This window comes from Pedobacter steynii, assembly GCF_001721645.1.
In the GTDB taxonomy this organism is placed as follows: domain Bacteria; phylum Bacteroidota; class Bacteroidia; order Sphingobacteriales; family Sphingobacteriaceae; genus Pedobacter; species Pedobacter steynii_A.
Genome location: NZ_CP017141.1, coordinates 3,406,027 through 3,432,663 on the forward strand (window position 1 = coordinate 3,406,027; position 26,637 = coordinate 3,432,663).

General features: G+C 39.9%; 23 protein-coding genes. 14 read left to right on the top strand and 9 right to left on the bottom strand.

Features of this window, described 5'->3' with window-relative positions; all coding sequences use genetic code 11:
* Positions 1-39: 39 nt before the first annotated feature.
* Positions 40-642 carry a sigma factor gene (locus tag BFS30_RS14245; RefSeq protein WP_069379894.1) on the top strand — a complete coding sequence of 201 codons (603 nt, stop codon included), beginning with the start codon at positions 40-42 and terminating at the stop codon, positions 640-642.
* A 46-nt stretch (positions 643-688) separates the two neighbouring features.
* Here BFS30_RS14245 and BFS30_RS14250 read toward each other — a convergent pair whose 3' ends face one another.
* Complete coding sequence (locus BFS30_RS14250; RefSeq protein WP_069379895.1) at positions 689-1,210, bottom strand: OmpA family protein; 522 nt, start codon at positions 1,208-1,210, stop codon at positions 689-691.
* A gap of 162 nt (positions 1,211-1,372) precedes the next feature.
* On the opposite strand from BFS30_RS14250, the gene BFS30_RS14255 reads away from it, so the two are divergent.
* The gene (locus BFS30_RS14255) at positions 1,373-3,724 is read left to right on the top strand and encodes a TonB-dependent receptor (protein ID WP_069379896.1); all 2,352 of its coding nucleotides are present in this window, start codon (positions 1,373-1,375) and stop codon (positions 3,722-3,724) included.
* Positions 3,725-3,921: 197 nt separating this feature from the next.
* The gene (locus tag BFS30_RS14260; protein WP_069379897.1) at positions 3,922-5,265 is read left to right on the top strand and encodes a deoxyguanosinetriphosphate triphosphohydrolase; all 1,344 of its coding nucleotides are present in this window, start codon (positions 3,922-3,924) and stop codon (positions 5,263-5,265) included.
* 89 nt (positions 5,266-5,354) lie between these two features.
* Here BFS30_RS14260 and BFS30_RS14265 read toward each other — a convergent pair whose 3' ends face one another.
* Genes BFS30_RS14265 through BFS30_RS14275 form a run of 3 tightly spaced genes read right to left on the bottom strand, consistent with a single transcriptional unit; the run spans position 5,355 to position 7,856 of the window.
* Complete coding sequence (locus BFS30_RS14265) at positions 5,355-6,050, bottom strand: hypothetical protein (RefSeq protein WP_157262922.1); 696 nt, start codon at positions 6,048-6,050, stop codon at positions 5,355-5,357.
* Between the two features lie 32 nt (positions 6,051-6,082).
* Positions 6,083-6,553 carry a hypothetical protein gene (locus BFS30_RS14270; protein WP_157262923.1) on the bottom strand — a complete coding sequence of 157 codons (471 nt, stop codon included), beginning with the start codon at positions 6,551-6,553 and terminating at the stop codon, positions 6,083-6,085.
* A 28-nt stretch (positions 6,554-6,581) separates the two neighbouring features.
* Positions 6,582-7,856: a hypothetical protein gene (locus BFS30_RS14275; RefSeq protein ID WP_069379899.1), complete on the bottom strand. Its 1,275-nt coding sequence runs from the start codon at positions 7,854-7,856 to the stop codon at positions 6,582-6,584.
* A 100-nt stretch (positions 7,857-7,956) separates the two neighbouring features.
* Between BFS30_RS14275 and BFS30_RS14280 the strand changes: the two genes are divergently transcribed.
* Entirely contained in the window at positions 7,957-8,496 is a 540-nt protein-coding gene (locus tag BFS30_RS14280) for a DUF4234 domain-containing protein (protein ID WP_069379900.1), read from the top strand.
* 23 nt (positions 8,497-8,519) lie between these two features.
* Here the strand turns inward: BFS30_RS14280 and BFS30_RS14285 are convergent, their stop codons facing one another.
* On the bottom strand, positions 8,520-10,076 hold the full coding sequence (locus BFS30_RS14285) for a protein adenylyltransferase SelO (RefSeq protein WP_069379901.1): 1,557 nt from the start codon (positions 10,074-10,076) through the stop codon (positions 8,520-8,522).
* Between the two features lie 113 nt (positions 10,077-10,189).
* Complete coding sequence (locus BFS30_RS14290; protein WP_069379902.1) at positions 10,190-10,981, bottom strand: hypothetical protein; 792 nt, start codon at positions 10,979-10,981, stop codon at positions 10,190-10,192.
* Positions 10,982-11,226: 245 nt separating this feature from the next.
* On the opposite strand from BFS30_RS14290, the gene BFS30_RS14295 reads away from it, so the two are divergent.
* From BFS30_RS14295 to BFS30_RS14315, 5 genes are all read left to right on the top strand, one after another.
* Positions 11,227-11,415: a hypothetical protein gene (locus tag BFS30_RS14295; RefSeq protein ID WP_069379903.1), complete on the top strand. Its 189-nt coding sequence runs from the start codon at positions 11,227-11,229 to the stop codon at positions 11,413-11,415.
* 37 nt (positions 11,416-11,452) lie between these two features.
* Entirely contained in the window at positions 11,453-11,908 is a 456-nt protein-coding gene (locus BFS30_RS14300) for a thioredoxin family protein (protein ID WP_167353145.1), read from the top strand.
* 180 nt (positions 11,909-12,088) lie between these two features.
* Positions 12,089-14,902 (top strand): TonB-dependent receptor, encoded by a 2,814-nt coding sequence (locus BFS30_RS14305; protein ID WP_069379905.1) that lies wholly within the window; start codon positions 12,089-12,091, stop codon positions 14,900-14,902.
* Positions 14,903-15,231: 329 nt separating this feature from the next.
* Positions 15,232-16,161: a metallophosphoesterase family protein gene (locus BFS30_RS14310; protein ID WP_069379906.1), complete on the top strand. Its 930-nt coding sequence runs from the start codon at positions 15,232-15,234 to the stop codon at positions 16,159-16,161.
* 23 nt (positions 16,162-16,184) lie between these two features.
* Positions 16,185-17,156, top strand: a complete 972-nt coding sequence (locus BFS30_RS14315; protein ID WP_069379907.1) for a metallophosphoesterase family protein — start codon at positions 16,185-16,187, stop codon at positions 17,154-17,156.
* Positions 17,157-17,268: 112 nt separating this feature from the next.
* Here the strand turns inward: BFS30_RS14315 and BFS30_RS14320 are convergent, their stop codons facing one another.
* On the bottom strand, positions 17,269-17,526 hold the full coding sequence (locus tag BFS30_RS14320; RefSeq protein ID WP_069379908.1) for a hypothetical protein: 258 nt from the start codon (positions 17,524-17,526) through the stop codon (positions 17,269-17,271).
* Between the two features lie 5 nt (positions 17,527-17,531).
* Positions 17,532-18,275: a ParA family protein gene (locus BFS30_RS14325; protein WP_069379909.1), complete on the bottom strand. Its 744-nt coding sequence runs from the start codon at positions 18,273-18,275 to the stop codon at positions 17,532-17,534.
* 791 nt (positions 18,276-19,066) lie between these two features.
* Between BFS30_RS14325 and BFS30_RS14335 the strand changes: the two genes are divergently transcribed.
* Complete coding sequence (locus tag BFS30_RS14335; RefSeq protein WP_069379911.1) at positions 19,067-19,336, top strand: hypothetical protein; 270 nt, start codon at positions 19,067-19,069, stop codon at positions 19,334-19,336.
* A gap of 41 nt (positions 19,337-19,377) precedes the next feature.
* Here BFS30_RS14335 and BFS30_RS27745 read toward each other — a convergent pair whose 3' ends face one another.
* On the bottom strand, positions 19,378-19,536 hold the full coding sequence (locus BFS30_RS27745) for a hypothetical protein (RefSeq protein ID WP_157262925.1): 159 nt from the start codon (positions 19,534-19,536) through the stop codon (positions 19,378-19,380).
* A gap of 37 nt (positions 19,537-19,573) precedes the next feature.
* Here BFS30_RS27745 and BFS30_RS14340 point away from each other — a divergent pair, with 37 nt between their 5' ends.
* The 4 genes from BFS30_RS14340 (at position 19,574) to BFS30_RS14355 (ending at position 26,631) form a co-directional block, all read left to right on the top strand.
* Complete coding sequence (locus tag BFS30_RS14340; RefSeq protein ID WP_237028580.1) at positions 19,574-20,131, top strand: RNA polymerase sigma-70 factor; 558 nt, start codon at positions 19,574-19,576, stop codon at positions 20,129-20,131.
* A gap of 109 nt (positions 20,132-20,240) precedes the next feature.
* Positions 20,241-21,272, top strand: a complete 1,032-nt coding sequence (locus BFS30_RS14345; protein ID WP_069379913.1) for a FecR family protein — start codon at positions 20,241-20,243, stop codon at positions 21,270-21,272.
* 245 nt (positions 21,273-21,517) lie between these two features.
* Positions 21,518-24,955: a TonB-dependent receptor gene (locus BFS30_RS14350; protein ID WP_237028581.1), complete on the top strand. Its 3,438-nt coding sequence runs from the start codon at positions 21,518-21,520 to the stop codon at positions 24,953-24,955.
* The gene (locus BFS30_RS14355) at positions 24,955-26,631 is read left to right on the top strand and encodes a DUF4397 domain-containing protein (protein WP_237028582.1); all 1,677 of its coding nucleotides are present in this window, start codon (positions 24,955-24,957) and stop codon (positions 26,629-26,631) included. The genes BFS30_RS14350 and BFS30_RS14355 overlap by 1 nt, the downstream gene beginning before the upstream one ends.
* Positions 26,632-26,637 lie beyond the last annotated feature (6 nt).

The window sequence follows — 26,637 nt, forward strand, 5'->3', positions numbered from 1 at the left end:
CATTGTTTTTGTTTCTTCGCTTCCAAATAAAATTCTCTTATGGTAGGCCTTAAGAACTTTGAACATGTATACATCCATCGTTGGGAAAAATTATATGCTTTTTGTTTTAGAATGACGGGTGATGAACATATTGCTCAAAATATTGTCCAGGACATTTTTACAGATCTTTGGGAGAGACGGGATGAGGTAGATATGCTGTCTATTGAGTCTTACTTATTCGGAGCAGCAAAAAATCAGGTACTAAAAGAGTATGGGAAAAAGAAGCTGGATGCGGGGGATATGGAAGAAGAGCTCCTGATTGAAAGGAGTAAAAAACAAAAACTTTCTGAAGCGGAACACCATCTGCTGGATAACTTTTTTACAGAGGAATATAATCATGCAGAATGGAGCACTGAGATTACTGAATCCAAAGCACATATTTCAGCAAACATCTATCAAAAGGTCAAGAAGAAAAGCCAGCTAATTAGACCTTTTCGTAATCATTACAGGTACGCTATTGCGGCAACTATCCTATTGATTGCGGCAGTTGGCATTTTATCAAAACCCAAGGCAAAAGAGAAAGAAATTGTCGTCAGGACCACGTCCGTAACAGATTCAGTAAAATCGAATGGTGGTTTATTACACCTGGAAACAATAAAATAGGGTACCCCCAAAAGGTACCCTATTTTATTGTTTCCAGGAAAGGCTGTTATTTTAATAAAGTGATCTCTACTCTTCTGTTTTTTAATCTGCCTTCTTTGGTTTTGTTATCATCAATGGGTTTACTATCGCCAAGGCCAGCTGTTGTCATTCTTTCTGCGCTAATTCCCAAACTAATCAGATAGGTTTTAACTGAAACCGCGCGCTTTTCAGAAAGCCATTGATTGTATTTTGCCTCTCCGGTTTTATCGGAATGGCCTTCGATAAGAATTCCTCTTGATTTGTCCTTTTCCACGATTATCCTGGCAACATCCGCAATCCGTTTTTTGGATTCCTGATTTAATATAGAGGAGTTGGTAGGGAATAGAATCTCTGAACTGAAGGTGAATTTGATACCTGCTTCGATTCTTTCTACCTGATCCTGAGGTAGGTCTTTTTTTATTTTATCCAGTTCTGTATCGGCTGTTTTTTCTACTGGATGTGGTGTAGTTGGAACGACCTTCTTTTTGGTTTTGCAGGAAAGGGTAACGGTAAGCAATAATGCTAAAACAAGTTTAGTTGTGTGTGTCATTGGAAATTTATTGAAGCGTAAATATAAGCATGTCAAAGATTTTAATCCGGTAAGTTTTTCGTTGCAAAATTTCTGGAGCCTGATTTGGGAAATATAAAAAGAGTTGTTGTTATTTAGATTAGTTCTTATTAATGTTTCTACATTTGTCAAAAAAAGCTTTATATGATAAAATACTTACTCTTTTCAATTTTATTAGTCTCGTTTTCCTGTGCTTTTGCGCAGAATATTAAAGTTCAGGGGACGATAACTGATCAGCAAACGGGCGTTCCATTTGCAACTATTACTGCTGATCATCAGACGAAAACATCAAGTGATCATAAGGGAAATTATTCTTTTTTTGTAAAACAAGGTCAGTCAATTGCGTTAAAAGTTTATGCAGTAGGATATCGGGTACTGAACTTGAGCTATACTTTACACCGGGATACCACCATAAATTTAGCGCTGGAAGTAGAATCCAATACGCTGGATAACGTGATTATTTCTGCAACCCGTTCAGCAGAAAACATTAAGAATATTACTTCCTCAGTGAGTGTTATTTCTAAAAAGAAACTGGAGACTGAAATGGCTATTAATCCAGATTTGAGTACCATCTTAGCGAACCAGGTTCCCGGGTTTGCACCCACAGCCCAAACAGGAAATAATGTCGGACAGAATCTTCGCGGAAGGCCAATGCTGGTAATGGTCGATGGGGTAAGTCAATCTTCACCTTTAAGGAATGCAGAAGTGGACCTTCGGTCAATAGATCCTTCCGTTTTACAGCAGGTAGAGGTGTTAAAGGGAGCTACTGCGATTTATGGAAATGGTGCGGCAGGAGGGCTTGTTAACTATGTGACCCTGGTCCCTGATACCGCGGCGAAATTTGCAGGAAAAACCCAGGTAAACTTGAATGGGTCCCTGGTAAACATGAAAAATTCTGCAGGGGGCCGCTTTAACCAGATGGTGTACGGAAAAATCGGGAAGTTCGATTACGTGGCCAGTGGAACTTATGAACAAACCGGAGAATATAAAGATTCAAAAGGTGATGTTGTAGGCCCTAATTATAGTTTAGGAGAAACGGATAGCTATAATGCATTTGCGAAAATTGGATATGTACCGGCAAGGAATCAACGTGTTCAATTCATATATAACACCTATAGTAGCTTGCAGAATAGCAATTTTACGTTAGTAAATGGGAATCTGGCCACTGGTCAGAAGGCGACGGGAGTTTTAGGAAAGCCGCTTGGAAAACCAACTGGCGTAAAGTATAATCACAATTTCCATTTATCTTATCAGATAGATAGTTTGTTTAAAAACACGAATCTGAATATAGATGCATTTTATCAAAAACGTCAGGATGTATTTTATGTGTCTTTAGGCAGATTTGACGGAGGAGATGGACAGTCGCTTGCAACAAACGATAAGAAAGGTGCTCGTTTATTCCTGCAAAGTTGGATAGTTAAAGAATCACAAATAAATTTAAGTGTTGCTTATGGACTGGATTTTATGAAAGACAAAACAGCTCAGCCATTGGAAGACGGCAGAATTTGGGTGCCGACAATGGATATGATCAATCTTGCGCCGTTTGCACAGGCAAACTTAAATCTCTTTAAAGATCTGATCTTTAAGACGGGAGTACGCTATGAGCGCGTGAATATCCGAGTAGATGATTATCGCACGCTACGCACTACCAATGCAGCCGGTGCAACGCTTACGCCGTCATTTGACGTTACGGGAGGAAACCTTAAATATGGAACCTATCTTTTTAATGCTGCTTTAAAATATAACAGGTACGCTATATTTAGTCCTTTCGTAAGTTTCTCTCAGGGATTTTCTGTAATGGACATTGGTCTTGCATTAAGGGATGCAAAGGTTAAAAGTATAGATAAAATTAATACTGATGCAGTAAAAGTGAACAATTACGAAGCAGGTTTTGAAACTGTTTATGAGGGGTTGTCGTTCTCTGCCTCTGCTTATACCAGCACTTCGAAGTTAGGGATAGAAGTGGTTTATGATGCTGCGACAGATCAGTTTAATACGAGCAGAAGCCCGGAAAGGATCTATGGATTTGAGCTTGCCGCTAATTATTCTTTGCTGCCTTCATTGGAATTTGGTGCCAGTTACAGCTATACCGAAGGCAAACGAGACCTGAATGGTAATGGCAAATATGATGATGTAGAAGATATGTATTTGAATGGCCGACGTATTTCTGCACCAAAATATACGGGAATCATTACTTACAGACCTGTTAAATTATTGGAACTTAGCCTTAACTATACTGGCATTGGTTCACGTAATCGTTTCCAGAAAAATGCCAATGGAATTTATAATGGTAATGAAGGAGCGGTCAAAGCTTATCACTTATTTAGCTTTGCCGGAAATTATCGGATAAATAAAACTACCAGATTGAGTCTTGGGGTTGAAAATTTGTTTAATCAGGATTACTTCCCAGCAAGGGCCCAATGGTTTATGCAGCCAGGGTTTTATTCAAAAGGAAGGGGTACTGCTGTTAACCTTGGACTATCCATCAGCTATTAAAACGGGTTAATCAAATAAAAAAAGCTGCATCATTTCTGATGCAGCTTTTTTTATTTCTTCAGGAATTTTTCTTCAAAAGGAGCTTTATTTCTTGCTCAGGATATCGGATTAATGTTGAATTTTTGCTCTGGCGCTCCTGAAATTGGATCAGCAAACGAGAGATTTGTATATTGCGGCCAAAAATTTTAATCCATTATATGAATTGGGAAAAGTTATTATCGGCGAAACGCTGGGGGAATGAGGATAGGTTTGCGGGGAATCAGAAAGAAGCGAGGTCAGAGTTTCAAAGAGATTACGACAGAATCATATTCTCTTCACCGTTTAGGCGATTGCAAAATAAGACGCAGGTATTTCCTTTACCGGGAAGTGTATTTGTCCATAACCGCTTAACCCATAGTCTGGAAGTGGCTAGTGTTGGTCGCTCATTGGGAACAATATTTTACAATAAGATCAAAGAGAACGATCCAAATATCGATGAATCCTGTCCTTTGCTTTGTGAAATAGGAAATATTATTGCATCTGCCTGTCTGGCACACGATCTTGGGAATCCTGCTTTTGGGCACTCAGGAGAGTCGGCCATTTCTCATTACTTTACTGATGGCGATGGTAAGCAATACCAATCACAGGTAAGTCCAGGGCAATGGGAAGACCTGATTCATTTTGAAGGAAATGCAAATGCATTGAGGATCCTGACCCATCAGTTTGCCGGAAAGGGGACGGGTGGTTTTGCATTGACATATGCTACCCTGGCTTCTATTGCCAAGTATCCTTGTGCTTCATTGGCCGGACACAACAAGAAGAATATTTACACTAAGAAATATGGATTCTTCCAGTCGGAAGAAAGTGGGTTTGAAAAGATTGCTCTAGAGATGGACCTGATTAAGGTCCAGGATGAGCCTTTAGTTTATAAGCGTCATCCATTGGTATACCTGGTAGAAGCTGCGGATGATATTTGTTATAACATCATTGACCTGGAAGATGCTCATAGACTAAAGATACTTTCTTATGAAGAGGTTCAGACTTTGTTATTGCCTTTATGTAATGATCCTAAATTGCCAGCTAGGCTAGCTGAAATGGAGGATGATGATGCCAAGATTACCCTGATGAGGGCAAAGTCTATAAGCACGTTGATCTGGCAATGTTCCATGGTGTTTTTTAAGGAACAGGAAGCCATTCTGAATGGTGATTTCAATAGAAGCCTGATGGATGCAATTGAAGAACCCTTCCTTTCCGTGATGAAAGAGATTGAAAAGATTTCTTATAAAAGGATTTATAACTATTCTTCCGTGGTTCAGATAGAAGTGGCCGGTTACCAGGTGATGGGTGGTTTGCTGGAAGAGTTTATTCCTGCTTACCTCCAGAATGAATCAAAGTATCATAAAAAACTGGTAGAACTGATTCCTAAACAATTTCTGACCAAAGAGACAGATGCTTATTCTAAAATACAAAGCGTGCTTGATTTCATATCAGGAATGACAGATTTATATGCTGTAGAGCTTTTCAGAAAGATTAAAGGAATTTCTTTTCCTTCTATGAGTTAAGCCGAATTAAGGCAGCGTCATCAGTTGTGCTTTTTAGTTCAGCTGATGATATCTTTTTTAGTAATAGAGAGCATTAAAAGCCCTTCAGGCTATTGTTTTTTGTAAACATAGGCATTTGAAAAATGAGCTTCGGTTCCCGGACCAATCCACAATCCAATGCTACCATTAATGTCTGTACCAAGTTTCAGATCATTTATGATCAGTGTTGGTTGTGAATTTCCATGTACATATAGTTTCGCCTTATTTCCCTCCACTTCGATCTTTATTTTTGTCCACTCTCCAGGCTGCAGGTCAACATAAGATTCGTATTTTTCCGGAAAATCTTTCCGTAGTTTATGCCATGGAAAATCTGGATAGGAAATATACTGCACGGAGTGATTTCTTCGTTCTTGTTCTTCTGCTCTTCCGTTGGTGGGGCGTAAATAAATACATTCGAACCTGGAATTGTCGTCGGCAATTCTAAACGCTATGCCAACAAAACCCCTTGCATCTTTTGATGAAGTTTGAGCAGGTTTTCCGGAAATATCTATTTCAATGATCCCATTAGAAAAATTTAAATTACCGATTTTCAGAAATTTCAGTTCGGTATTGTTTCCGTTGTCTGTTATTTTTAACGATCTTTTTCCCAAGTAGGTTTCTTCGGATGCGAGTACGTTAACTAACGTCATATCCTTATTGCTAAACAATGAAACTGAATCTTTTCTGAGTTGTGCAAATAGAACATTGGAGGAAAAAACAATAATGCAGATCAAATAGAAGGATAGTAATGTCGTTGTTTTCATCATATTCAATTTTTTGACAGCGGAAGACTTTTATGCTATTCTGTAATTTTTAGTAAGCCATTGCCTCTGAAGTCCTGTAAATTGCCTTTACGGGTTTTAGGCTTTCCTTCGATATCTGTTTCCTTATTTGTTTTCAGATTGGTGATCAGTATGCCTGTCTCAGGTGTTTTATCATAAATAGTATACTTATATCCCTTGTTCTTGAAATGGACATAGTTTAGATCCAGTGCATCGTTTTGTGTTCCGCCACCTCTGAAATAAAAAGAGTAGTTAAATTTTGACCAGCTGTCTTTAGTTTTTTCAGGAAATTCAAATTCGATCTTTTGAGGGGTACCAAAGCGGTAAACGATATAGGCATTGGCTTTATCTTTTGCTAATACTGCATATTTGTTGTTTTTGGTATTAAACGAAAAAATAACCTCTTCATTGGCGAGTAGATATTTTTGCGCATGAGAAGAAATGGCTAGAGTGAGTAGAACTATTATTGCAAATACATGTTTTCTCATGCGGTAAAAGTAGAAAAACAATTGATTATTAGGAGTCAATACTTTCATTTTCGTTCTGAATAAGCTGTTTACTAAAATATGGGGCATCGGCCAGGTATTGTAATATAGATTCAGGATCTTTGTCTTTGATCTGATTGGCTGTGAATTCCTGAAGATAACCCAATTGCAATAAAGATCCGCAACCGGCATCTTTGAATAATTTACTCAGCCTTTCATTCTGATCAATATGATAGGAATTAAATGTAGGAAGAGTATCAATCTTTAAATATTCCTTGTCAACTTTGTTAATGCTCAGGAGGCGACCTAATTTTTCTCCTTCAAATGTACCACTGTTGGTTAAAAAGAGAAAAGTGCGAACAACCAGTTTATCACCATGTAACCTCACTACAAAATAGCCTACTTTATGATCCGCTATTTTAAAATCTACATGGCTTTCATTTCCGCTCCAGCGGTGTGGAATCTTATCCTGTATAAATGTAAGCAGCATAATTTCATGCATGATTCCAGGAGTGATGTTGACTCTTTCTCTAAGTCTGTCCAGAGTATGAAAGGTAATGTACAATTGTAAAGGAATGTCTAATCCCACTGTTTTAAAGCCAATTTTTGAGGGTTTGACATTAAAGTATTCCCAGGTTAAATCTGGGGAAGCCCAGCCAAGACGTATTGCACTACGTACACCATCTTCCAGCATAATCTGATGCTTTTCTGGTTTTAATTCATGGATGATGATGTCGTTTTGTGGGTTAAATCTGGCGAAGTAAGGAGTCATGGATAGATCTGCACTATAAATACGGTCATTGTAATCCGCCAGAAGCCTGCAGGTATGGGTAACGAGATCAACCAGATCATCCTGAAGCTCCCGATGCATTTTGCTGTCGTGCAGATATGGTGTAAAATATGTTTTCAGTTCCAATAAATCTGGATTGGCGATTACATCGGTCTCACCCACACAATCGATCAGTGTCAGTCCTTCAGAAAGATACCAGCTTAATGGAACCGTATTTCCATTAGGCAGTATAAGGTCAACACCTTCCATCAGTTGGTACATCAATTTATTAAATTGAACCACCCGCGTTTTAGACATCTCTGATCCTGGAGCAGCCTTGGCTTTCAGTACCGGATACCGGACTCCGTATAGGTGATGAATAAAAATTGGAGGAAACTTGGCCAACAGTTCAGGGCCACCTATGAGTACGATGAATTTTTTGATGCGGTCCATGAATCGCTCTTTTAAAGCTTTACGTTGCTGTTCCACATTTGCCGCGGATTTGCTTGCAGCCAGCTTTTTTTTCTTTCTATCCATATGGAGCACGGTTTGATTATTGGTGAAATTAAATAAACTTCCTGGAAGTTTATCTAATCTGTTTGGGTTTATGTTTACTTTTGATCAAAACCTTAATTAAATGACGCCTCAGGACAATTCTGTTTATTTAGATCAATCAACTCACTATAACTTTGAAATCGAGCCTCAATATCTTATTAAAGAATCAAAATTCTTATTATTAAGTATACTAACTTTTGGTTTCTATCCGATTTGGTGGATTTATAAGAGCTGGACCTTTTTTATTCAGAAGGAAGGATCCAATGCAAATCCTGCAATGAGGGTCGTATTTAATGTTTTTTTTATGCTATCCTTGTTAAACAAAATTCAACGATTCGGCAAACAGGAAGGATATCAAGGTCGCAGCTTTCCTGTAATCAGTTATATTTTAATTATCGGAGCGGGCTTATGTTCGGTTTTTCCTCCGCCCTTTTTTCTAATTAATACCTTAAGCTGTTTATTTTTCCTGCCTTACCTTAGAACTTTAAATTACTGCCTGCAACAATCTTCTGAAATACGCAGCTATGAAGATACGGGATTAAGTACAAGGCAAACTGTCCTGGTGGTAATAGGTCTTGTTTTTTGGATACTTGTTACTATTGGATTGTTGTTTGGCAAATAAATTAAAAGCAGTGCGGCTCAATCTCATGAACTGCAGGATAATGTGGCACTTCCAGGTTGTTCGTTCGCCCAGAAAGGTCTCAATCCAAAAAACTCATCATGATTTTTAGAATAGGGATCTTGTAATGCAGTCTGTAATCTTTTGAAAAGCCCATTGTCTCCTTTTTCCAGATCCTGTATTGCCTGATAAAGCAGAAAATTCCTGAGGACAAACCTTGGGTTGTTTGCTGTCATCTGTGATTGAGCTGCAGTTCTTGAAATCTTATTTGAAGCCATTCTGGTTTGATAATTTTTGATGTTCTTACTCAGCAATACCCGGTCCGCATCATTGAGCTGGTTATATAAAGCGGGGGTAAAATGAGAGACAATAGCTGGTTCATCAACCATATCTTCCGGCAATTCAATCAGCAACTGATAAAAAATGGTCATATCCGGTTGTACGGTTGCCAATAGATTTTCAAACTGATCAATCAGCTCGATATCATGATCCGATACGTTATCCAGTCCCATTTTTCCGGCCTTCATTGCATAATATTTTTCATAAAAGACAGGAGCAAAGCTTTCCAGTGTCTTGATCAGATCTGCGGTATCTTCAAATAAAGGGGCAATGGCATTTGCCAGGCAGCCCAGGTTCCAGTACGCGATAGAGTGTTGTTTGCCAAAAGCATAACGAAGTCCAGGATGATCAGTAGTATTCGGGCTAAAATCCGGATCATAAGCATCCAGAAATGAAAAAGGTCCATAATCTATCGTCAATCCCAGAATCGACATGTTATCTGTATTCATCACTCCATGTACGAAACCTACACGAAGCCATTCTACAACCATTGTTGCCGTTTTCTCCAGAACCTCTTCAAACCAGATTAGGGTTTTATCTGCTCCATCGATATGAGGGTGAAACCGCTCAATCGTCCAATCCACCAGTTGTCTTAAATGATCATATTCTTTTCTTGCGGCAAGCATTTCAAAATTCCCAAAACGCAAAAAACTGGACGCTGCACGCATCACTATCGCTCCTGGTTCATTTGCAGGCCTTCCATCATAAAACATATCACGCCTTACCGGATCACCTGTAGCGACCAAACTCAATGCTCTTGTGGTGGGTACACCTAAATGATACATGGCTTCACTCATGAGGTATTCTCTTAGGGACGACCGGAGTACAGCTCTTCCATCCGCTCTACGGGAGTAGGGGGTAAGGCCGGCGCCTTTCAATTGCAGTTCCCAGGACCTGCCGGATGGCAAGGGCCATTCTCCCAGGGTAATTGCTCTTCCGTCGCCTAGTTGTCCGGCCCAGTTACCAAATTGATGCCCGGCATAACAGGCGGCATAGGGCTGCATTGTAGGATTAACAAAGTTTCCCCCAAGTAAGTCTATATCCTTTTCATTTGGCTTGTCTATTCCCAGCTCCGCGGCAAGATCTTCCGTCCAGGCTAGTAATCGAGGTTCTCTTACCGGGCTTGGCATTACTTTACTATATAATACTCCAGGGGTTTGTCTTGGTTGAGGGTTCCCGCTTTGGTCTCCTGCGAAGCTTTCGGTAAAGTTATTGACGAATGTATTGGAACTCAGATTTTGCATAAGATAAACGGACTTTTTGACGAATGGCAAATATCGGGTTAATCAGGAAGACCTGTGCAGGGGATCAAGCTTAAATAAAAAGATGACTTTACTAGCATTATAAATGAGCTAAATTAGCTGAATAGCTTTTTCCAAAAACCTTTCTTTTCTTTCTCTTCTGATTCCGCTGTGTTTATGACAATACGTTCTGCATGATCGGTTATTTCTCCGGATTTCAGGTTATTTTGCTCTTCAATTGCTTTCAGTTGTTCGATTGCAGCTTCCCGGAATAAATAGGCCCCTTCCTGATCACAATTGAGTAAGTTGGAATAACAGGCCGAGTCATTAAGGTCTAGTGGATTGGGTTCTACCACTTCTGTTGCTTCAAACAGACCAAGGTCTTGTTGTCTGGCATCTGCTAATGCCTTGCGGAAAATCCGGATTCTGCCTTGTGAGAAAAAGCCATCGAGGTCTGCCCGGACAGCTGGATCATGCTCGTAATCTGAAAGCAGCTGAATCACCTGTGCGGCGGGAATAAAAACACCTGAACTGTAATTTTGTACAATTCGGTTGCTGATTGGTGTGGTAATGTGAGGAGGAACTATGGTTTTTAAATCTTGGGTATATCTTTCAAAATATGGTCTTTCTTCCAGTAAAAAAGAGAAGGCAGCGCCTCTCGTATAATAGTATTTACGGAGAAAACCCTGGATAACTGCGATGTAATAGCCATGCGAGCGTTCAAATGAATCATCTGACTTTGTTCCTGAACCAATATTAATTACCTGCTGATATTTTTCCTTATAGAATTCTTCTACCTGATATTGGGAAGTAATGCCGGAAATTAAGGCCGGATCCTGGAGTACGTCAAAATACCATTCTTTAATCTCTGTTTCATTTATTGGATGATAGCTGATGTCATATCCCATAGTTCTGATGTTTTTAATGTGGTGTAAAATACGTAAAAAGCAATATTCTGTCAATATTTAGGTTAATCTAACTTTTTGTTTTAGTTGTATTGTTATTTTATTTAGATTTGACTAAATATACTTAGGCTGTTTAAGGTAGGAGGTATATAAAGATATTGGAAGCTCATCTGTAACGCAGGTAAAAGCCATAGGTTTCCTTTTAAGTGCCTGTAATTGCGGGCACTTATTTAATTAAATCATGAATTATGGAAATTGCAATAAAAGTACTTCAGACGGAAATATCGAACAGAAAAGTGTTGATCAGAAGGGAGAACCTGATGTTTAAGGATAGGAAGAAAGCAAGCGAACTGCTTAAGGAAATCTCAAAATTGAAACAGGCATTAAAAATTGTGAAAGATCACCATCAAAGAAAAGCGGCGCATGATTTTGAATAGACTTTATTTAGTGATGTTACTGGTTTTTTTGCCTTTTATGGGATTTCCACAGAAAAAGGATGTCGCGATTTCTTTCGAATCGCTCTCAGACAGTCTGGCGAAAGATCCAAAGCCCATTCTCATTCATGTATATACAAATTGGTGTACCTATTGTATGATGCAGGAGAATGGAATAAAGAAGTCTGCAGAACTTTCTTCTTTATTAGGAAAAGAGCTGTATTACCTTAAGCTTAACGCAGAAAATAAAGAAACGATCTCTTTTAATCATGAACAGTATCATTTTAAACCGAACGGACCAAGTACAGGAATGCATGAGTTGGCATTAGCGTTAGGAAAGGGTAATAAAGATTTTGCTTATCCCATGTGGTTTATTCTGGATACTAATTATAAGGTACAATATCGTTTCTCTGGTTACCTTAAACCAAAAGACTTGAATACATTGTTACTGGCTTATCTGAAAGAAAAAAAGATCCGCCCGACAACAATGCCCTAGCTATATTAATTCTCCGTAGCTTTCTCATCAACTTCTTTTTCCTGCTCATTTTGAGTCCTTTTTTAGCTTTCTTTTTGTGTTAAGGTATTGTTATCGTTTGTTTACTATTTGTATACAATAGTAATTAATGCTAAACATCAGCTTAGGTTTGCATATCGATTAACAACGAAAAAAAGCCTGATGAAACTAAAATTTCTACTCTCTTGTACGCTGGTATTGCTTGGCAGTATGGCGTTTGCCCAGAAAGGGGCATTAACTGGTAAAATCACCGATAACACAGGGCCTCTTCCCGGTGCTTCCATCTTCCTGAAAGGTAATAATTCTGCTTCCAGCTCAGATGTAAAAGGAGAGTTCCGAATCTCAAATGTTGCCAACGGAGATTATACTTTATTGGTAAAATTTATTGGCTACAAGCCACTGTCAAAAGAAGTGACCGTAAAGGCCGGAGAAATTACCAATCTCGGTATTTTGCTACTCAGCTCTAATGAAAATAACCTAACTGAGGTTAGGGTAAGCGGATCATCTTCCAGAAGAGGAAGTGAGGCCAGGGCACTAAACATGCAAAAGGAAAGTCCAAGAATCGTGAATGTGATTGCGGCAGATGGAATTGGAAAATTACCGGACCGTAATGCGGGTGAAGCTGTTCAAAGGGTTTCTGGTGTTGTTTTGGAAAGAGACCAGGGTGAAGGAAGGTTCATCTCCCTGAGAGGCTTACCATCCGAATGGAGTTCTTCAAGTATTAATGGCGACAGGATTCCGACGGCCGAGGAACAAACAACTTCACGCTCCACTGCATTCGATTTCTTCCCCACTGAACTGATTCAGTTTGTTGAAATTTCCAAGGCACTGACTCCGGACATGGAAGGAGATGCGCTAGGAGGAAATGTTAATTTTATTACCCGTACTTCTCCGGATAAGGAGACTTTCGACATTTCTTTGGGTGGCGGCTATAACGCAAAAGCCGACGGTGCTGCCTTTAGTGGGAATGTACTTTATGGCAATCGCAGTAAGAACGATAAATTTGGCTTCCTGGTAAATGGATCTATCTGGAACAGACAGTGGGCAACAGACAACTATGAACCTCGTTTTGCTGGTCAGAATATTGCGCGCATGGAATTGCGTGATTACTATGGTCGTCGTCGTACGATGGGCTTTAATGGAGCCGCAGATTATAAACTGGCTGAAAATTCCAAAATCTATATCAGAGGAATGTATGGTTCTTTAAATGACAATGAGAAACATTATAAACTACGGTTGCGCTATGAAAAAGATCGTGCTGAGGCGCAGAATATCCATAACATCCTAAAAACACGTTTGTTTGGTGGAGATGTAGGTGGTGATTTCAGTTTAGGAACAAACTCAACCTTAGACTTTAAGATCTCACATTATAACAACGACTTTAACTATGGGGATATCCCAAACAAAGATTTTCCTTCTTATTATATTGTTCAATACGACCAGAATAAAGTTGGATATACGAATCTGATTAATGGAAAATATGCTGCCTATCAGGTGGATGGTGGTGATGTTGATCCGAACTCTCCTCAGACTCATCTCCCAGGGCAGGATGCGGTTAATGATGCCAGTAAATATACCTTCAGCTCCGTACAAATGGAGCTTCATCACATCAATGAAACAGATCGTGTTGTGGCTCAGGTAAATTTTAAGAACAAGATCAGTTCTGATTTTGAATTCAAGGCAGGATTAAAATACAGAGATAAATTACGTACTGAAAGGTATGAGTTGCCAACCTGGATATGGGACAGTAAGGGGGGAACAATGCCAGCTCCGGAATACACCAGTTTCAACCTGGTAGATAAGCCTTATGCTAATGATTATGCAAAAGAATTCGGTAATCAGTTTATGGGAATATTCCCTGAGTTCATGTCGATACCGGAAACAGATAACTTTTTCAATAAATACAGAGCTAACCTGAAAGTTGATTCCACTGGGTCTTCCCTGCTTGCAAACGGAGTACAAACAGGTTCCAATTTTGATGTGTATGAAAAGCAAAGCGCGGGATATGTTATGGGAACGTGGAAAGCGTCACAAGAACTGACGGTGATCGGTGGACTAAGGATCGAAAATACAGATCTTAAAGTAAAAGGTTGGTTGTATGAAGCGGTCGCAGGCCAGCCAAACTACAAAGGGAAATTAACACCTCAAATTAAAACCAATAACTATACTGTGCTTTTACCGATGCTCCATTTAAAATATTCTCCAAATGATCACGTAAATGTTCGGATTGCAGCAACGAAAACCTTTGCCAGGCCAGATTTTGGTTCATTGGTTGCGGGAGGTACGTATGCGGTACAAGAAAATAGGTTTAATTATGGAAATCCACTAATAAAGCCTGTTAAGTCTTATAACCTGGATCTGATGACAGAATACTATTTTGGAAATGTAGGCGCAATTACGGCAGGAGCTTTTTATAAAAATGTAAAGGATCCAATCTTCTCTGACTCTAAATTTTATGAAGAATTTGAGGGTAAACAAAATGCAAGAGTAGTTCAGGATCAAAATGGAGCAGATGCAAGGGTTGCGGGCTTTGAATTGGGCCTGAGCAAAAAGCTGGATTTCCTTCCCGGAATGCTTGGTGGGTTGGGTGTAAGTGCCAATTATACCTTTATCCGTTCCAGAATGACTATTCCGGACAGAGCCGAAAAAGTGCGCATCCCCGGACAAGCTAACAATCTGTTTAATGTGGCGTTGTTTTACGAAAATAAAGTAGTACAGGCGAGAGTAGCTTTAAATCATAAAGGAAATAATATTGTAACTCATGGCAATACTGCAAATGCAGACGAGTATTTTGGTGAAAATACTTCAATGGATGCCAATCTTTCTTATCGCATCAGCCAGAAACTAATGCTGTCTGCAGAGGCAAATAATTTATTGAATACGGAGTATCGGTATTATTTCGGTGTGCCCGAGCGCCCTTCGCAGGTAGAACGGTATGGTGTTCGTGGCCAAGTAGGTGTAAAGTTGAGTTTGTAGTTTAATTGTATCAAATTTTTAGTGCCAGCAGCCCTGGTTATCTTACTGTACCTGGAAAGATGATCAGGGCTTTTTATGAAAATCTGATTTAACTAATGTTTAGTATTTATGTTTAATTCTAGTTCGGTGTCGGGTTGTTTCTTTTCCTTTAAGAAAGTGCAGTTGAGCATTATGTGCTTTTAATTTATTGAATATGTGCGATTTTTTTGTTGTTTATTCTTTTTTATCTTAAAAACGAGTAGATTTAAATCAAACTTTTGTTTAGTATTTGTAATCATTTATTTTATGTAAATGATCCGCTATGCTAATTACAGGAAACACACAACCAAATGAAAAGAAGAGATTTACTTAAAAAGTTAGGCCTTGCAACCGGAACCATTGCGTTAACAGGCGTTGCTGTCAGCCCTTCCCTTGCTGCAATCCCGAAAAAGAAGAAGGTTTTAAAAATCGCACACATTACCGATGTACACATCAGACCAGAATATAATGCGGTGCAGCGGTTTAAAAAATGTCTGGAAAGAATCAAAAATGATAAAGTTGACCTGATTCTGAACGGTGGAGATTCTATCTATGCTGCAGATTATGAAAACATAAAAAAAGAAAGGGTGCTGGAACAATGGGCTTGCTGGAAAGACGCAGTGAAGGTTGTTGGCCATATCAAAATGCACCATGTTCTAGGGAATCATGATATGTGGTGGCAGGGAAAAGGTGATGAAATGTATGGGAAACCCGGAGTGTTGAAGATGTTGGACATGCCACACAACTATTACAGTTTTGACCGCAATGGCTGGCATTTTATAATGCTGGACAGCAATCATCCTACCAGTCCTGGGATGCTGGATGAAACACAGTGGAAGTGGTTTGTTGGTGATGTAGAGAAGAATAGTCAGGGTAAACCGATCCTGATTATGTCTCATTATCCACTATTGAGTTGTACAGGAATTACAGACAGCAAACCGGATGCAACAGGACCTTTTAAGATCAGTGGTAGTTATAATCACCTCGATATCATGAAGTTTATCGACCTATTCAATAAAAATAAAAACGTCAAGGTGTGTTTAAGTGGACATATTCACCTATTGGATAAGGTTTGGTATAATGATGTTACCTATTTATGTAATGGGGCAACCAGTGGTTTTTGGTGGGAGCCTGGGGATGATGGAAAAAGTGCATATAAACAGACTGTACCAGGATATACGTTGCTTAATCTTTACGATGATGGCAGTTTTGATCATGAATACATTAAATATGAAGCTTAAAAATCCAGGTTAAACATAGACAAATGAATAGAAAAGAATTTTTAACAAAAACCGGACTTGCAGGAGGGACATTTCTGCTGGCTCGCTATCCTGAACTACAGCCTGCGGAAAAAAGGGTTCGCTTTGGCGTAATCGCAGATCTGCATCACGATATTATGCACGATGGTATTGAACGCTTATCTGCTTTCGTTGATGATATGAATAAGAAAAAACCTGATTTCATTATCCAGATGGGTGATTTTTGTATGCCTAAAAAAACAAATACTCCTTTAATGGAAGTGTGGAATCAATTTAAGGGCCCTAAATATCACGTGATAGGAAATCATGATACGGATGGCGGATTTAAACCTGATGAGGTAGTAGATTTCTGGAAAGCTGAAGGAAAATATTATTCTTTTGACCGCAATGGTTTTCATTTTGTAGTCCTCAATGGAAATGAACATAATGAAAGTAAATCGCGTCCTGTCGGTTATGCAAGGTTTATTTCTACCACACAAATAGACTGGTTGAAAAAGGATCTCGAGGCAACTTTGTTACCGGTGATTATCTGTTGTCATCAGGGACTTGATAATGATTCCGGTGGTCTAGAAAATGGTACTTTGCTGAGATATACACTGGAGCAGGCAAACCAAAAGGCTGGTTGGAAAAAGGTGATCCTGGTGCTGAGCGGGCATCACCATCAGGATTATTATAACCGCATTAACGACATCCACTATGTGCAGATCAACAGTGCTTCTTATCAATGGTTAGGGGATGATTTTAAAGAAATACGTTATTCTGAGGCGATAGATAAAGGGCATCCGAATATTAAATATACGGTTCCATATCAGGATCCACTTTGGGCGATGATCGAAATTGACCATAAAGATAGAATTACCATTCAGGGGAAGAAAACGGTTTTCGTAGGATCTTCTCCCGAAAAACTGGGTGTAAATATGGAGGATTATATCTATCCGATTGTTCCATATATTTCCAGCAGAAACCTCATCAAATAATGGTGATGCTCCTTTAGAGTTACAATAAAAGCTGCTCCATTCTAAAACGAACAGCTTTTATTGTGATATATAGATGTCTTGATTTCTATATATCATATTTTTTGCAGCAGATTTATAAATCGTAAGCTTTATCTACTACTGAAAGAATCAATTCTTTTACGGTAACACCCTTTTGGGCAGCGAGAATTTTTAATGCCTTTAGTGAGCTCTTTTTAAGTCTCAGGGGATAGGTTACCGTTTCTTCTTCAGCTACCGCTGCAGGTTTTTCAGCTTTGGCAGGATTCTCTTTTGCCGGAGAATTAAATAGGGCAGATACACCTCCTAAGTTTTTATTATTGTCTTCTATGTCACCTAAGTTTTTCTTTGCCATAATTCTTATATTTTTTCTACTATTTCATCAGTCAGATTCGCGTAATCTACTGCTGCATTTGATACCGGGGCATATTCAAATACATCTACCCCTTTAAGCTGAGCTTCTACCAACGCTACGTTAACCCTAATAGAAGTTTCAAATAATTTATCACTGAAATATTTCTTGATGCTTTCCGTAATTTGTTCTGTGATGACACGTCTAGGGTTGATTTTAGTAATGAATACTCCACCAATAGTCAGGTTTTCATTATAGTGTGTCCTGACATCCGAAATGATGGAGATCAAACGATCTATTCCTCTGTAGGCGAAATATTCAGCTTCTAAAGGAATCATTACGGTATCGGCTGCAACCAATGCATTGACGGTAAGCATTCCTAAAGCCGGTGCGCAATCAATCAATACATAATCATACTTTCCTTCGACGCTTTTTAACAGCCTCTTAAGAATGGTTTCTCTGCCAAGTCTGGAAACCAATTCTATTTCTGCCCCTAATAAATCGAGAGAAGAGGGGATGATATCCAGATATTCTGAAACAGATTCTATAGGTAGTGCTACATCATCTTTTATACTATCATAGATTGAAATTTTTACATCCCTGAATCCTAAGCCCTCCGTTAGGTTCGACTGAGGATCAATATCAACCAATAAGGTTTTCTTCTTTATACGCGCTAATCCAGCGCCAATATTTAGGGTGGAAGTCGTTTTCCCTGTACCACCTTTATGGTTTATTATAGCAATAATCTTCATATCAATATATCTTTATACAAGAACACAATGATACTAAGATATATTGATATGTTTATTTCATTGATTCATTATGTCTAGATATATTCTATATATGGTTAGTTTTTAGCAATTTAAAATTGCGATTTATAGCTCAAAGTAGTGTTTTAGGGTAAAATTGAGATTTATATATCAATATATCTTTATATTATAGATATGTTGATACCTAAGTGCTGAGATGTATTGATATCTTAATTATTTACGGTTTATATATGTATAGGTGTCTGGATGCCAATGCGTCAATATGTTTTGATATCATGATATCTTTATGTAAAGATGTTTCAGTGCGAAATCGTATCTGTAAGTCCATTTTGATTGATGTTTCTGTTGTTTGTTCCTCATTTTTAAGGAGATACATTTGTTGGGGCCTGGTTGGTTCTACGTCAGACAATTTCCTGATATACTTCATGTTGAGGATGATGAACATTATATTGGTTTTTTATCAAAAATGCCTGTAAAGACCACTGAAGTGATATCTGTTAAAGATGATCTAATAATTGTAAATAATTTATTTTTCTGAGTTTAGCTGTTTTAGTATCTATTTGTTTTATTATGATAATTTTAGCTAAATTATATGTCAATAATTATTAACCAACTCTTAAATGTTAAAAAAAATGAAAAAGACTGTAATTGTATGCCTGTCCCTATTTTTTTTGATAGGTTCATTAAATTAGAATGCAGATAATGATGCTGGTTCAAAGAGAAAAACAGAATCTAAAAAGACACTCGTCAAAAAAAGTAAGGCAGTGCTTAATATGACTGGTCTCCGTAATGTTAGTCTGACTGGTGGTCCTTACGAGTATACTGCAAATGTAGTATTTGGAAATGCAACAGACCTCAGATGGGTGGTGATGGGAAATCCCCGATTGGAGTTTTATGCTTCGGCGCCTGTCAATGGCAAAACTTTTATCACACTGAGTGGAGCAGATTTTGGTGAAATAGGTCAGCAGTTTATTTGCCTTGTTGGAGAAACCGATTTTGGCTCTACCATTTTTGCCAATATGGGTGTTACTGTTAGCAATTAAAATTAATAGTATATAAACTTAACCGAACGGCTAAAACTCTTTTAAAATGAGCTGTCGGTTTTTTTAATATCCATGATATTTCTCACCAGGTAGTCCATTATTATTGTTACCGCCACTTCTTTATAAGTTAATGTTCCCTTAATATACCCACGGATTTCAGCTCCTATTTTTGCCTCAAAGAGTTTCTTTGGTACAGGCATGTCAAAATCAATTACATCATTAGGGGATAAAATTTTATTGGAAAAATATAGTCGGGGAAATACTTCCGCTTATAATGTTCTTTTTAAGCGTTATTATGACCCACTTTATGGCTATGCTTTAAAAAATGTTAAAGAAGCAGAGGTTGCTGAAGAACTCACCATGGATGTCATGCTTGGTCTATGGAAGACAAAAGGAGAGGTAGCGGTTGAAGATAATCTCAAGGCTTACCTCTATCGTTCTGTAAAGAATGCCATCTATAACCATCACCGTAAAAAGATCCTGAATACTGTGTCTCTGGAATTGGTTTCAGAAGATCTAAACCATACCTCAAGGTCTGCTGACCATGAACTGGATAGTAGAGAACTGGAGCAGGTTTATCGTCAGAAGCTAAACCAGTTAAGCCCTCAGCGCAAAAAGGTTTATGAAATGAGCAGAGAAGAAAATATGACCTATTCGGAGATTGCCAGAAATCTGGACTTATCGGTCAATACGGTAGAAAATTATATGGTCGCTTCTTTGAGCTTTTTTCGCAAGCAATTGAAAGAACATGCTGACTTTACCCTGATTATACTAATTAGCTTGTTGTTGGGTTAATCGCCCTTTTTTCAGTTTTCTCCTTTCCCATACAAATTATCGATTTTTTTTACACCTCATAGGTGGTGTCCCTCAATAATGGTGTTTTACATCATGAAGGACAATAAGAATGGAGCCAGAGCATAAAGATAAAACCCTGATTAGAAAATACCTCAATCACAATTGTACTCCTGAAGAGATGAAGGAGATAAAGAGATTGATGTTGGTTCCGGGTACACAACAAATTTTTGACGAGCTGCTGTCGGAAAACTGGACAGGGCTGGAAGCAGAAGAAAATACAGCTCAGCTACACCTGCAGAAAAAGCTGCAGCAGTTTTATAAAAAACTGGAGGCTGAAGAAATGCAGCATTTTCAGCAAAAGGAAGAAGATGAGAGAACAGTCCGTTCAATAAAACAACGTAACTATTTACGATACGCTGCTGTAATGGCTGTCATCTTTCTCGGCCTGGGTACTTATGGAATTCTCCAATATAAAAAAACTCCGGTAGAGGAGCAGATCGCCATGCGTGAGATTCTAAATCCTCGCGGGCAACGTTCGAGGATTGTGTTGCCAGACAGCTCCGCTGTTTATCTTGGAGCCGGTAGCCGAATCACTTTCCCTGAACAGTTTGATGCAAATTCCCGGGAGATTGAACTCGAAGGTGAAGCCTTTTTTGAAGTCACACGAGATGCTAAGAAACCTTTCATTGTCCATACCGGAAAAGTACAAACTAGAGTACTCGGAACTTCCTTTAAAATTGATGCATTCAGAAGCCGTCCTTTAACCGTAGCAGTGGCGACTGGAAAAGTAAGGGTAGATGACTATACAGGACAGACTGGTAAGTCCCTGGCCGTTCTGAACCCTGGACAAAAAGTAACCTATAATCAGGGGCTGATAAAAACTGCAAATACGGAAATCGATGAGATCAGTGGCTGGAAAGATGCCCGTCTGGTCTTTCATAATCAATCCCTTAAAGAGATCACTACAGAACTGGAACGCTGGTATAACGTGGAAATCAGCTTTGAGCATAAAGGAAAAGCAAAAGAAAAGATTTCAGTCGTACTACAGGCTGATGTTCCACTGAATAAGATCATGAAAGTATTGGCAGCAACAGGCCATTTTAAATATAACATAACCTCTCGGAATGTCTCGATTAATTAACAGCACAAATCAGGAAAGGAAAGCTATGTAAGGTTGTCTACAAACAAACATTCCCCGCCTGGAAGGGCAGGGAACGAATTTAATGTCCATAAACCGTATGATTTCGACGTCCTAACGGTTTAAAGCAACCCGTACCTGTAAACAGCTACGGAATTTTAACAGATCATCGCCTCGCAGCGAATAAACCAGTAATGTTCAAAAATATGCAAAAAGGATTAAAACAATGTCCTTCAATTCGATTTATTATGAAATGCTCTTTTATCCTCATTGCGGCCCAGCTTACTTTTATAAGTGTCCTGATGGCCAGTAATGTAAAGAGTCAGGATCTTGATCATAAAATAAGCCTGCGGTTAGAAAATGTGACCATCGCACAGGGGTTGTCTGCAATTGGGAAGGTAGGAAACATCCGTTTTTCCCTGAGAGAGCAATCTGTACAAAGGGAAAGGAAGAATGTGACGCTTGTTGCCGCACAGATCAGTGTTAGAGAAGCCATCAATAAGCTGCTGGCCAATACTGGTTTGCAATATAAACTGGTGGAAGGTTATGTGGTGATCGACAGTAAACCTGTTCCTATTGTCATTACAGGAACAGTGAGTGACGCAAAAACCAGGGAAACCCTCATCGGCGTTAGTGTAAAACTGAAAGGAACGAATACTGCCGCATCTACCGATGTGAACGGTAAATTCAAAATCTCAGTCCCCGAAGGCGGAGGTATTCTTATCGTTTCTTATATGGGCTACCAAAGCAGGGAAATTAAAGTGGATGCGGCGACAAAAGAGCTGAGCATCAATTTAAGTGCTTCTTCTACTCAACTCAGCGAGGTAACCGTTCAGGCAAGGCGAAAAACAAATACCGAAGTTGCTGTGCTGGACGAACGTAAAAAATCGGCCGTTGTACAGGATGCGATTTCAGCGGTGCAGATAGAACGTACCGGAAGTATTACTACCACTCAGGCTTTACAAAGGGTTTCAGGAGTGACCATCACAGATGATAAGTATGTGGCGATCCGTGGTTTGGGAGATAGAAGTGTGATCGGGCAACTGAATGGTGTCCGTCTGGCTTCTTCTGATCCGGACCGTAGTTCTATTCCTTTGGACCTGGTTCCGGCCTCACTTTTAGACAACATCACGATTTATAAAACAGTAACCCCGGATAAACCTGCAGATGCTGCTGCCGGAATTGTAGAGCTAAAGACGAAATCCGTACCAGACAGTATGGTCTTTGATGTGATCATTCAATCTGGTTTCAATTCCAATATCGGAATCGGCGGACAACACAATAGTTTTTTCAATAGTGATATGGGTTTCTTAGGCGATAAGATCAACAAGAAAAACTTATCCTCTGATTTCTTAAATCTTGCCACACAATACAAAGGCGGACTTCCGCAAATCCAGAGCATGATTGCCAACAGCGGATACAGTCCGGAGATGAAACAGGAAGTCAAAAGAATCAATGGAATTATGCAGGGTTTTGATCCGGTAATGACCACGCGTTACAAACAAAGTCCTCTAAATCAGTTGTACTCTGCTACTTTCGGAAACAGCTATACCTTGTTTAAAAAACATAAACTTGGTGTAATTGCAGGTGGGAATTATTACCGCCGTACCACAGATATTTCGGGTGGTGACATTCAGCAATATAGCATCTATCAGGGGGTTGTGACAGGTAATCCTCAAGTGAGCAGCCCAAGGAATATACCTAATTACATTACCCCAAATAGCTTATATATGGGTAAATATCAGACCTATAAAGAGAATACAGGAACAGAAACCCTGAATTATGGAACTTTATTGGGTTTAACTTACCGTTTTAGTCCGCAGCATGAAATCAGCATGCAATACCTGGGAAGCTGGGGCGGTGAAACACAAGCGACCAATATGTTCGGGGGCTATGAATACACCGGGTTGCCTGGTGATGTCCGCAGTACGATCTACTCGCTTAAACAATCTTACCGTAAGCTCAATACGTTTAACCTTCAGGGAGAACATAAATTCCTGACCGGGGAATATTCACCAAGGTTAAGTTATAACGTGGCTTCTTCAAGAGCAGGTCAAAATGATCCGGATTATCGTTTCATCACCCTTGCAGACTACATGCCAAAAGGAGGCGCTTATTACAGCAGGCCAACAACAGGTCCTAACAATGGAGGTACTGAGCTGGTAAACACAGACCATCTATACGCCTTGTCATCCGGTTATGTAAATGGATTTGGTGCCTATGGCATTATCCAGGCAGAACCCAACGGCAGGCGTTACAGAAATCTGGATGAGAAGAATTACAATTATAAAGCAGATATCAGTATTCCTTTTAAACTTTTTGGAGAAAAACAGGAATTTAAAACCGGGGTCAATTACCTGAACCGCGACCGTGATTTTACAGAGAATGTGTTGTTTCTTCCGGGCTCTAACTTCTCTTCTTTAGGCGCATTGCCCTTGTACAGGGTCGAAGGAAATCTGGACCGCCTGGTGAGTCCGGAGATTATCGGGATCCGTCCGATGGCACCGGGAACGGGAGAAGGAGCAGCTCCGGTAGGTGGATTTTTATACAATAGCCAGAAATCCCCGAACAATTATACCGGTTTCTTTGAAACCAAGGCTGCTTATGCGATGGTCGACCTGAAAGTGACAAAAGACCTGAGGTTAACCGGAGGTCTCCGTTTTGAATCTACCAATATCCAGTCGGCAGTAGATACATCGGGGGTGTTCTTAGATCCTGCATTAACTGCTCCCGGTGCAGGAGGAACAAGGATTCCATTGTCTTTAACGAGTCCTAACTCAGTTTATAAAACAGGATACAAGCCTTACTATTCCTTAAACGCGACTTACAACTTTAAAGATAAAATGAATTTCAGGGCGGGATACAATACGACATTGGCGAGACCTGAACTTAGAGAGATCACCAACGTATTTGAGTTTGATGCCTTCCAGATGGGCTTGGTGGTCGGAAATCCAAACCTGATCAACCAATATACCCAAAACCTGGATTTCCGTTGGGAATATTTCCCGAACAACGGTGAGGTGGTTGCAGTTTCTCTATTCGGAAAACGCATTCAAAACCAATTATATAAAGTATTCAGTTTGCAAACAAGTGGACTGGCGGCAACCTATCCGGAATATCCAACCATCAGGTTTGAAAACGACCCTAACATTGGTAAGGTATGGGGATTAGAGTTGGAAATTGTAAAAGATCTGGGTAGAATCTGGGACCCGCTACAGAATTTCTTTATCGGTACCAACCTGCTGCTTGCCCAAAGTCAGATTAAAAAATCACCGGAGCGTCTGGAAGCAAACCGTTCCCTGGACAGACATACACCAAGCAATAGTCCGCTGTTTGAGCAGGCACCCTATTCCCTTAACGGATGGCTGAACTATAACAACAAACGTGCTGGAACGAGTCTTACCGGAACATTTAATATGGTAGGGGAGCGTCTGGTACAGATCAACCTGACTGGTGAGCCTGACCTGTATACCCGTCCGGTTCCGATCCTTGATTTCGTATTCAGTCAGCGGATTTTTAAGAACGTAATTTTTAAAGGTTACATGAAAAACCTGCTGAATCCATCTATCAAAACCGTATATGCCAATCCTGGAACTGGTGGTACCTGGTATGGAAACGAATACCTTAACCGTGGTTATAAGCGTGGCAGCGAATTTATGATGGGATTCACTTATAATTTGTTTTAATGATGAAAGAACTAAAAAAATATCTGCTGTTTTTCCTGATGCTGGCCATTATTGGCTGTAAAAAGGATAAAACAGATTTCCAATCTGACAATCGTAAAGTAACGGATGCCCGTAAAAATTCCTCTGTAAGACTGGTAAACCTTGCAGGTTATAATCAGCTGCAGCTAAATGGGGATACCCTGACGAATTATGTGGTCAGAGCCCCAAACGATCCCATGACAGGACAATATCCGGGGACACTGTATTTTCCTGATAATGGCAGATTAGGAACAACCTGGTTTATCCCGCAAAATCTTCTGGATAAGGGGGCTGCAAAGGTATTGGTAGAAACTAAAGTTTATAATCCTATAGAAAATCCACTGGAACTGGAAGTCAGGGAAGAATTTCAGCAAGGGACGGATTATTACCTTTTGCCCACCCCGGCATCTGGTGTAACCGGGCAGCCTTCGTTTATCAAAATACCAAGATCGGTAGCTTCCCCGGCAAACCCTGCCAATTTTAAGGTCAGGATCTTAAACCTCTCTGCTAAGGTTCTTCCTGATCAGGAAATGGAAGACCTGCTGGGCCCAATGAGCCTGACCTGGGCAGATGGAACAGCCGTAAGCGATAAAACCAGTAATATCCTTCCCGGACAATACTCAGAATATATTGAACTTCCTTACGGTACTGCCCAATTGAAGGTGCTGACGCAAAATGGCATTCAGGTTCCCGGCGGTGGACCAGATGTATTGGAGGCAAGCACCTCGACTATATTTGGTACCACACTGACTTATGCTCCGGTAAAAACCTATGCACCTGGTGGAATTTATACGATTGTAGTGGCAGCAAGGGAATTTGATATTCCCTACAGAAGTGGTAATCCCGGAGAAACAGTAAAAGGCTACCAGAATTCGTTCCGTATCATAAATGACATTTCCGAGCCTTTAAATCTGACTTATGGAAGGGTTCAGGCGGTAAATGCAGTTCCTGGTACTTCGGGAATGAAGGTGCTGATCAATGGGAAAGTGCTGGATGCCCCTATTAATTATACGGCGCATACCGCTTATCAAAGTCTGGTTGTTGGTGGTTATACTGTCGAAGCAGTAGATGTTTCAGGTGCCGTTCTGGCAACCAAAAACTTTCAGCTGGATGCGAACACAAATTTCTCTTTCTGGGTTCATCCCGATGCAAATGGCAAGACCACGATCAGCGCAGTTGCCAATGATTTGAGCGGGACATTTGTTAGGGAAGCTGGAGATGATGCCTCTTCTTCACGATTTACACAGGAATTTCCTTTCAGTATCCGCTTCCTGAACCTTTGCCCGGATGTTCCTTACCTCACGCTGACTACAGATAATGCGCAGGCATTTTCCAGCGTGTACGGATTTAATACCGTTGCAGTCAACAACCTGAGGCCAGGTATTGCACCTACGAATTCACCTTACATCAGACCTTATCAGGACGCCAGAGCGTACCAGATTATGGCTTTCCGTTCCTCGCCATCAGTGGTTCCGGGAACCTGGGCAAGTGATATTCCGGTGTTGACGGGCAGGAGCCTGATTGCCAGACCTGAACTGTATGTGAGGGGAGAATTGCCGAATCATGAGGCTGGTTTTTATACGATTGCTTTGGTAGGCAGGACCAAAGCTACAGCCAGCGAGAAAGCTAAAATGATCATTGTGAAACACAGTAAATAGAAGCGT

Excerpts from the sequence above, each read along its gene's own strand:
- BFS30_RS14320 (WP_069379908.1), bottom strand. The coding sequence starts at position 17,526 with ATGGCAAAGAAAAACTTAGGTGACATAGAAGACAATAATAAAAACTTA.
- BFS30_RS27745 (WP_157262925.1), bottom strand. The coding sequence starts at position 19,536 with ATGCCTGTACCAAAGAAACTCTTTGAGGCAAAAATAGGAGCTGAAATC.
- BFS30_RS14275 (WP_069379899.1), bottom strand. The coding sequence starts at position 7,856 with ATGGATAGAAAGAAAAAAAAGCTGGCTGCAAGCAAATCCGCGGCAAAT.
- BFS30_RS14260 (WP_069379897.1), top strand. The coding sequence starts at position 3,922 with ATGAATTGGGAAAAGTTATTATCGGCGAAACGCTGGGGGAATGAGGAT.
- BFS30_RS14315 (WP_069379907.1), top strand. The coding sequence starts at position 16,185 with ATGAATAGAAAAGAATTTTTAACAAAAACCGGACTTGCAGGAGGGACA.
- BFS30_RS14250 (WP_069379895.1), bottom strand. The coding sequence starts at position 1,210 with ATGACACACACAACTAAACTTGTTTTAGCATTATTGCTTACCGTTACC.
- BFS30_RS14255 (WP_069379896.1), top strand. The coding sequence starts at position 1,373 with ATGATAAAATACTTACTCTTTTCAATTTTATTAGTCTCGTTTTCCTGT.
- BFS30_RS14265 (WP_157262922.1), bottom strand. The coding sequence starts at position 6,050 with ATGATGAAAACAACGACATTACTATCCTTCTATTTGATCTGCATTATT.
- BFS30_RS14280 (WP_069379900.1), top strand. The coding sequence starts at position 7,957 with ATGACGCCTCAGGACAATTCTGTTTATTTAGATCAATCAACTCACTAT.
- BFS30_RS14290 (WP_069379902.1), bottom strand. The coding sequence starts at position 10,981 with ATGGGATATGACATCAGCTATCATCCAATAAATGAAACAGAGATTAAA.
- BFS30_RS14350 (WP_237028581.1), top strand. The coding sequence starts at position 21,518 with ATGAAATGCTCTTTTATCCTCATTGCGGCCCAGCTTACTTTTATAAGT.
- BFS30_RS14335 (WP_069379911.1), top strand. The coding sequence starts at position 19,067 with ATGACTGGTCTCCGTAATGTTAGTCTGACTGGTGGTCCTTACGAGTAT.
- BFS30_RS14270 (WP_157262923.1), bottom strand. The coding sequence starts at position 6,553 with ATGAGAAAACATGTATTTGCAATAATAGTTCTACTCACTCTAGCCATT.
- BFS30_RS14285 (WP_069379901.1), bottom strand. The coding sequence starts at position 10,076 with ATGCAAAATCTGAGTTCCAATACATTCGTCAATAACTTTACCGAAAGC.
- BFS30_RS14295 (WP_069379903.1), top strand. The coding sequence starts at position 11,227 with ATGGAAATTGCAATAAAAGTACTTCAGACGGAAATATCGAACAGAAAA.
- BFS30_RS14245 (WP_069379894.1), top strand. The coding sequence starts at position 40 with ATGGTAGGCCTTAAGAACTTTGAACATGTATACATCCATCGTTGGGAA.
- BFS30_RS14310 (WP_069379906.1), top strand. The coding sequence starts at position 15,232 with ATGAAAAGAAGAGATTTACTTAAAAAGTTAGGCCTTGCAACCGGAACC.
- BFS30_RS14325 (WP_069379909.1), bottom strand. The coding sequence starts at position 18,275 with ATGAAGATTATTGCTATAATAAACCATAAAGGTGGTACAGGGAAAACG.
- BFS30_RS14300 (WP_167353145.1), top strand. The coding sequence starts at position 11,453 with ATGGGATTTCCACAGAAAAAGGATGTCGCGATTTCTTTCGAATCGCTC.
- BFS30_RS14345 (WP_069379913.1), top strand. The coding sequence starts at position 20,241 with ATGGAGCCAGAGCATAAAGATAAAACCCTGATTAGAAAATACCTCAAT.
- BFS30_RS14305 (WP_069379905.1), top strand. The coding sequence starts at position 12,089 with ATGAAACTAAAATTTCTACTCTCTTGTACGCTGGTATTGCTTGGCAGT.
- BFS30_RS14355 (WP_237028582.1), top strand. The coding sequence starts at position 24,955 with ATGATGAAAGAACTAAAAAAATATCTGCTGTTTTTCCTGATGCTGGCC.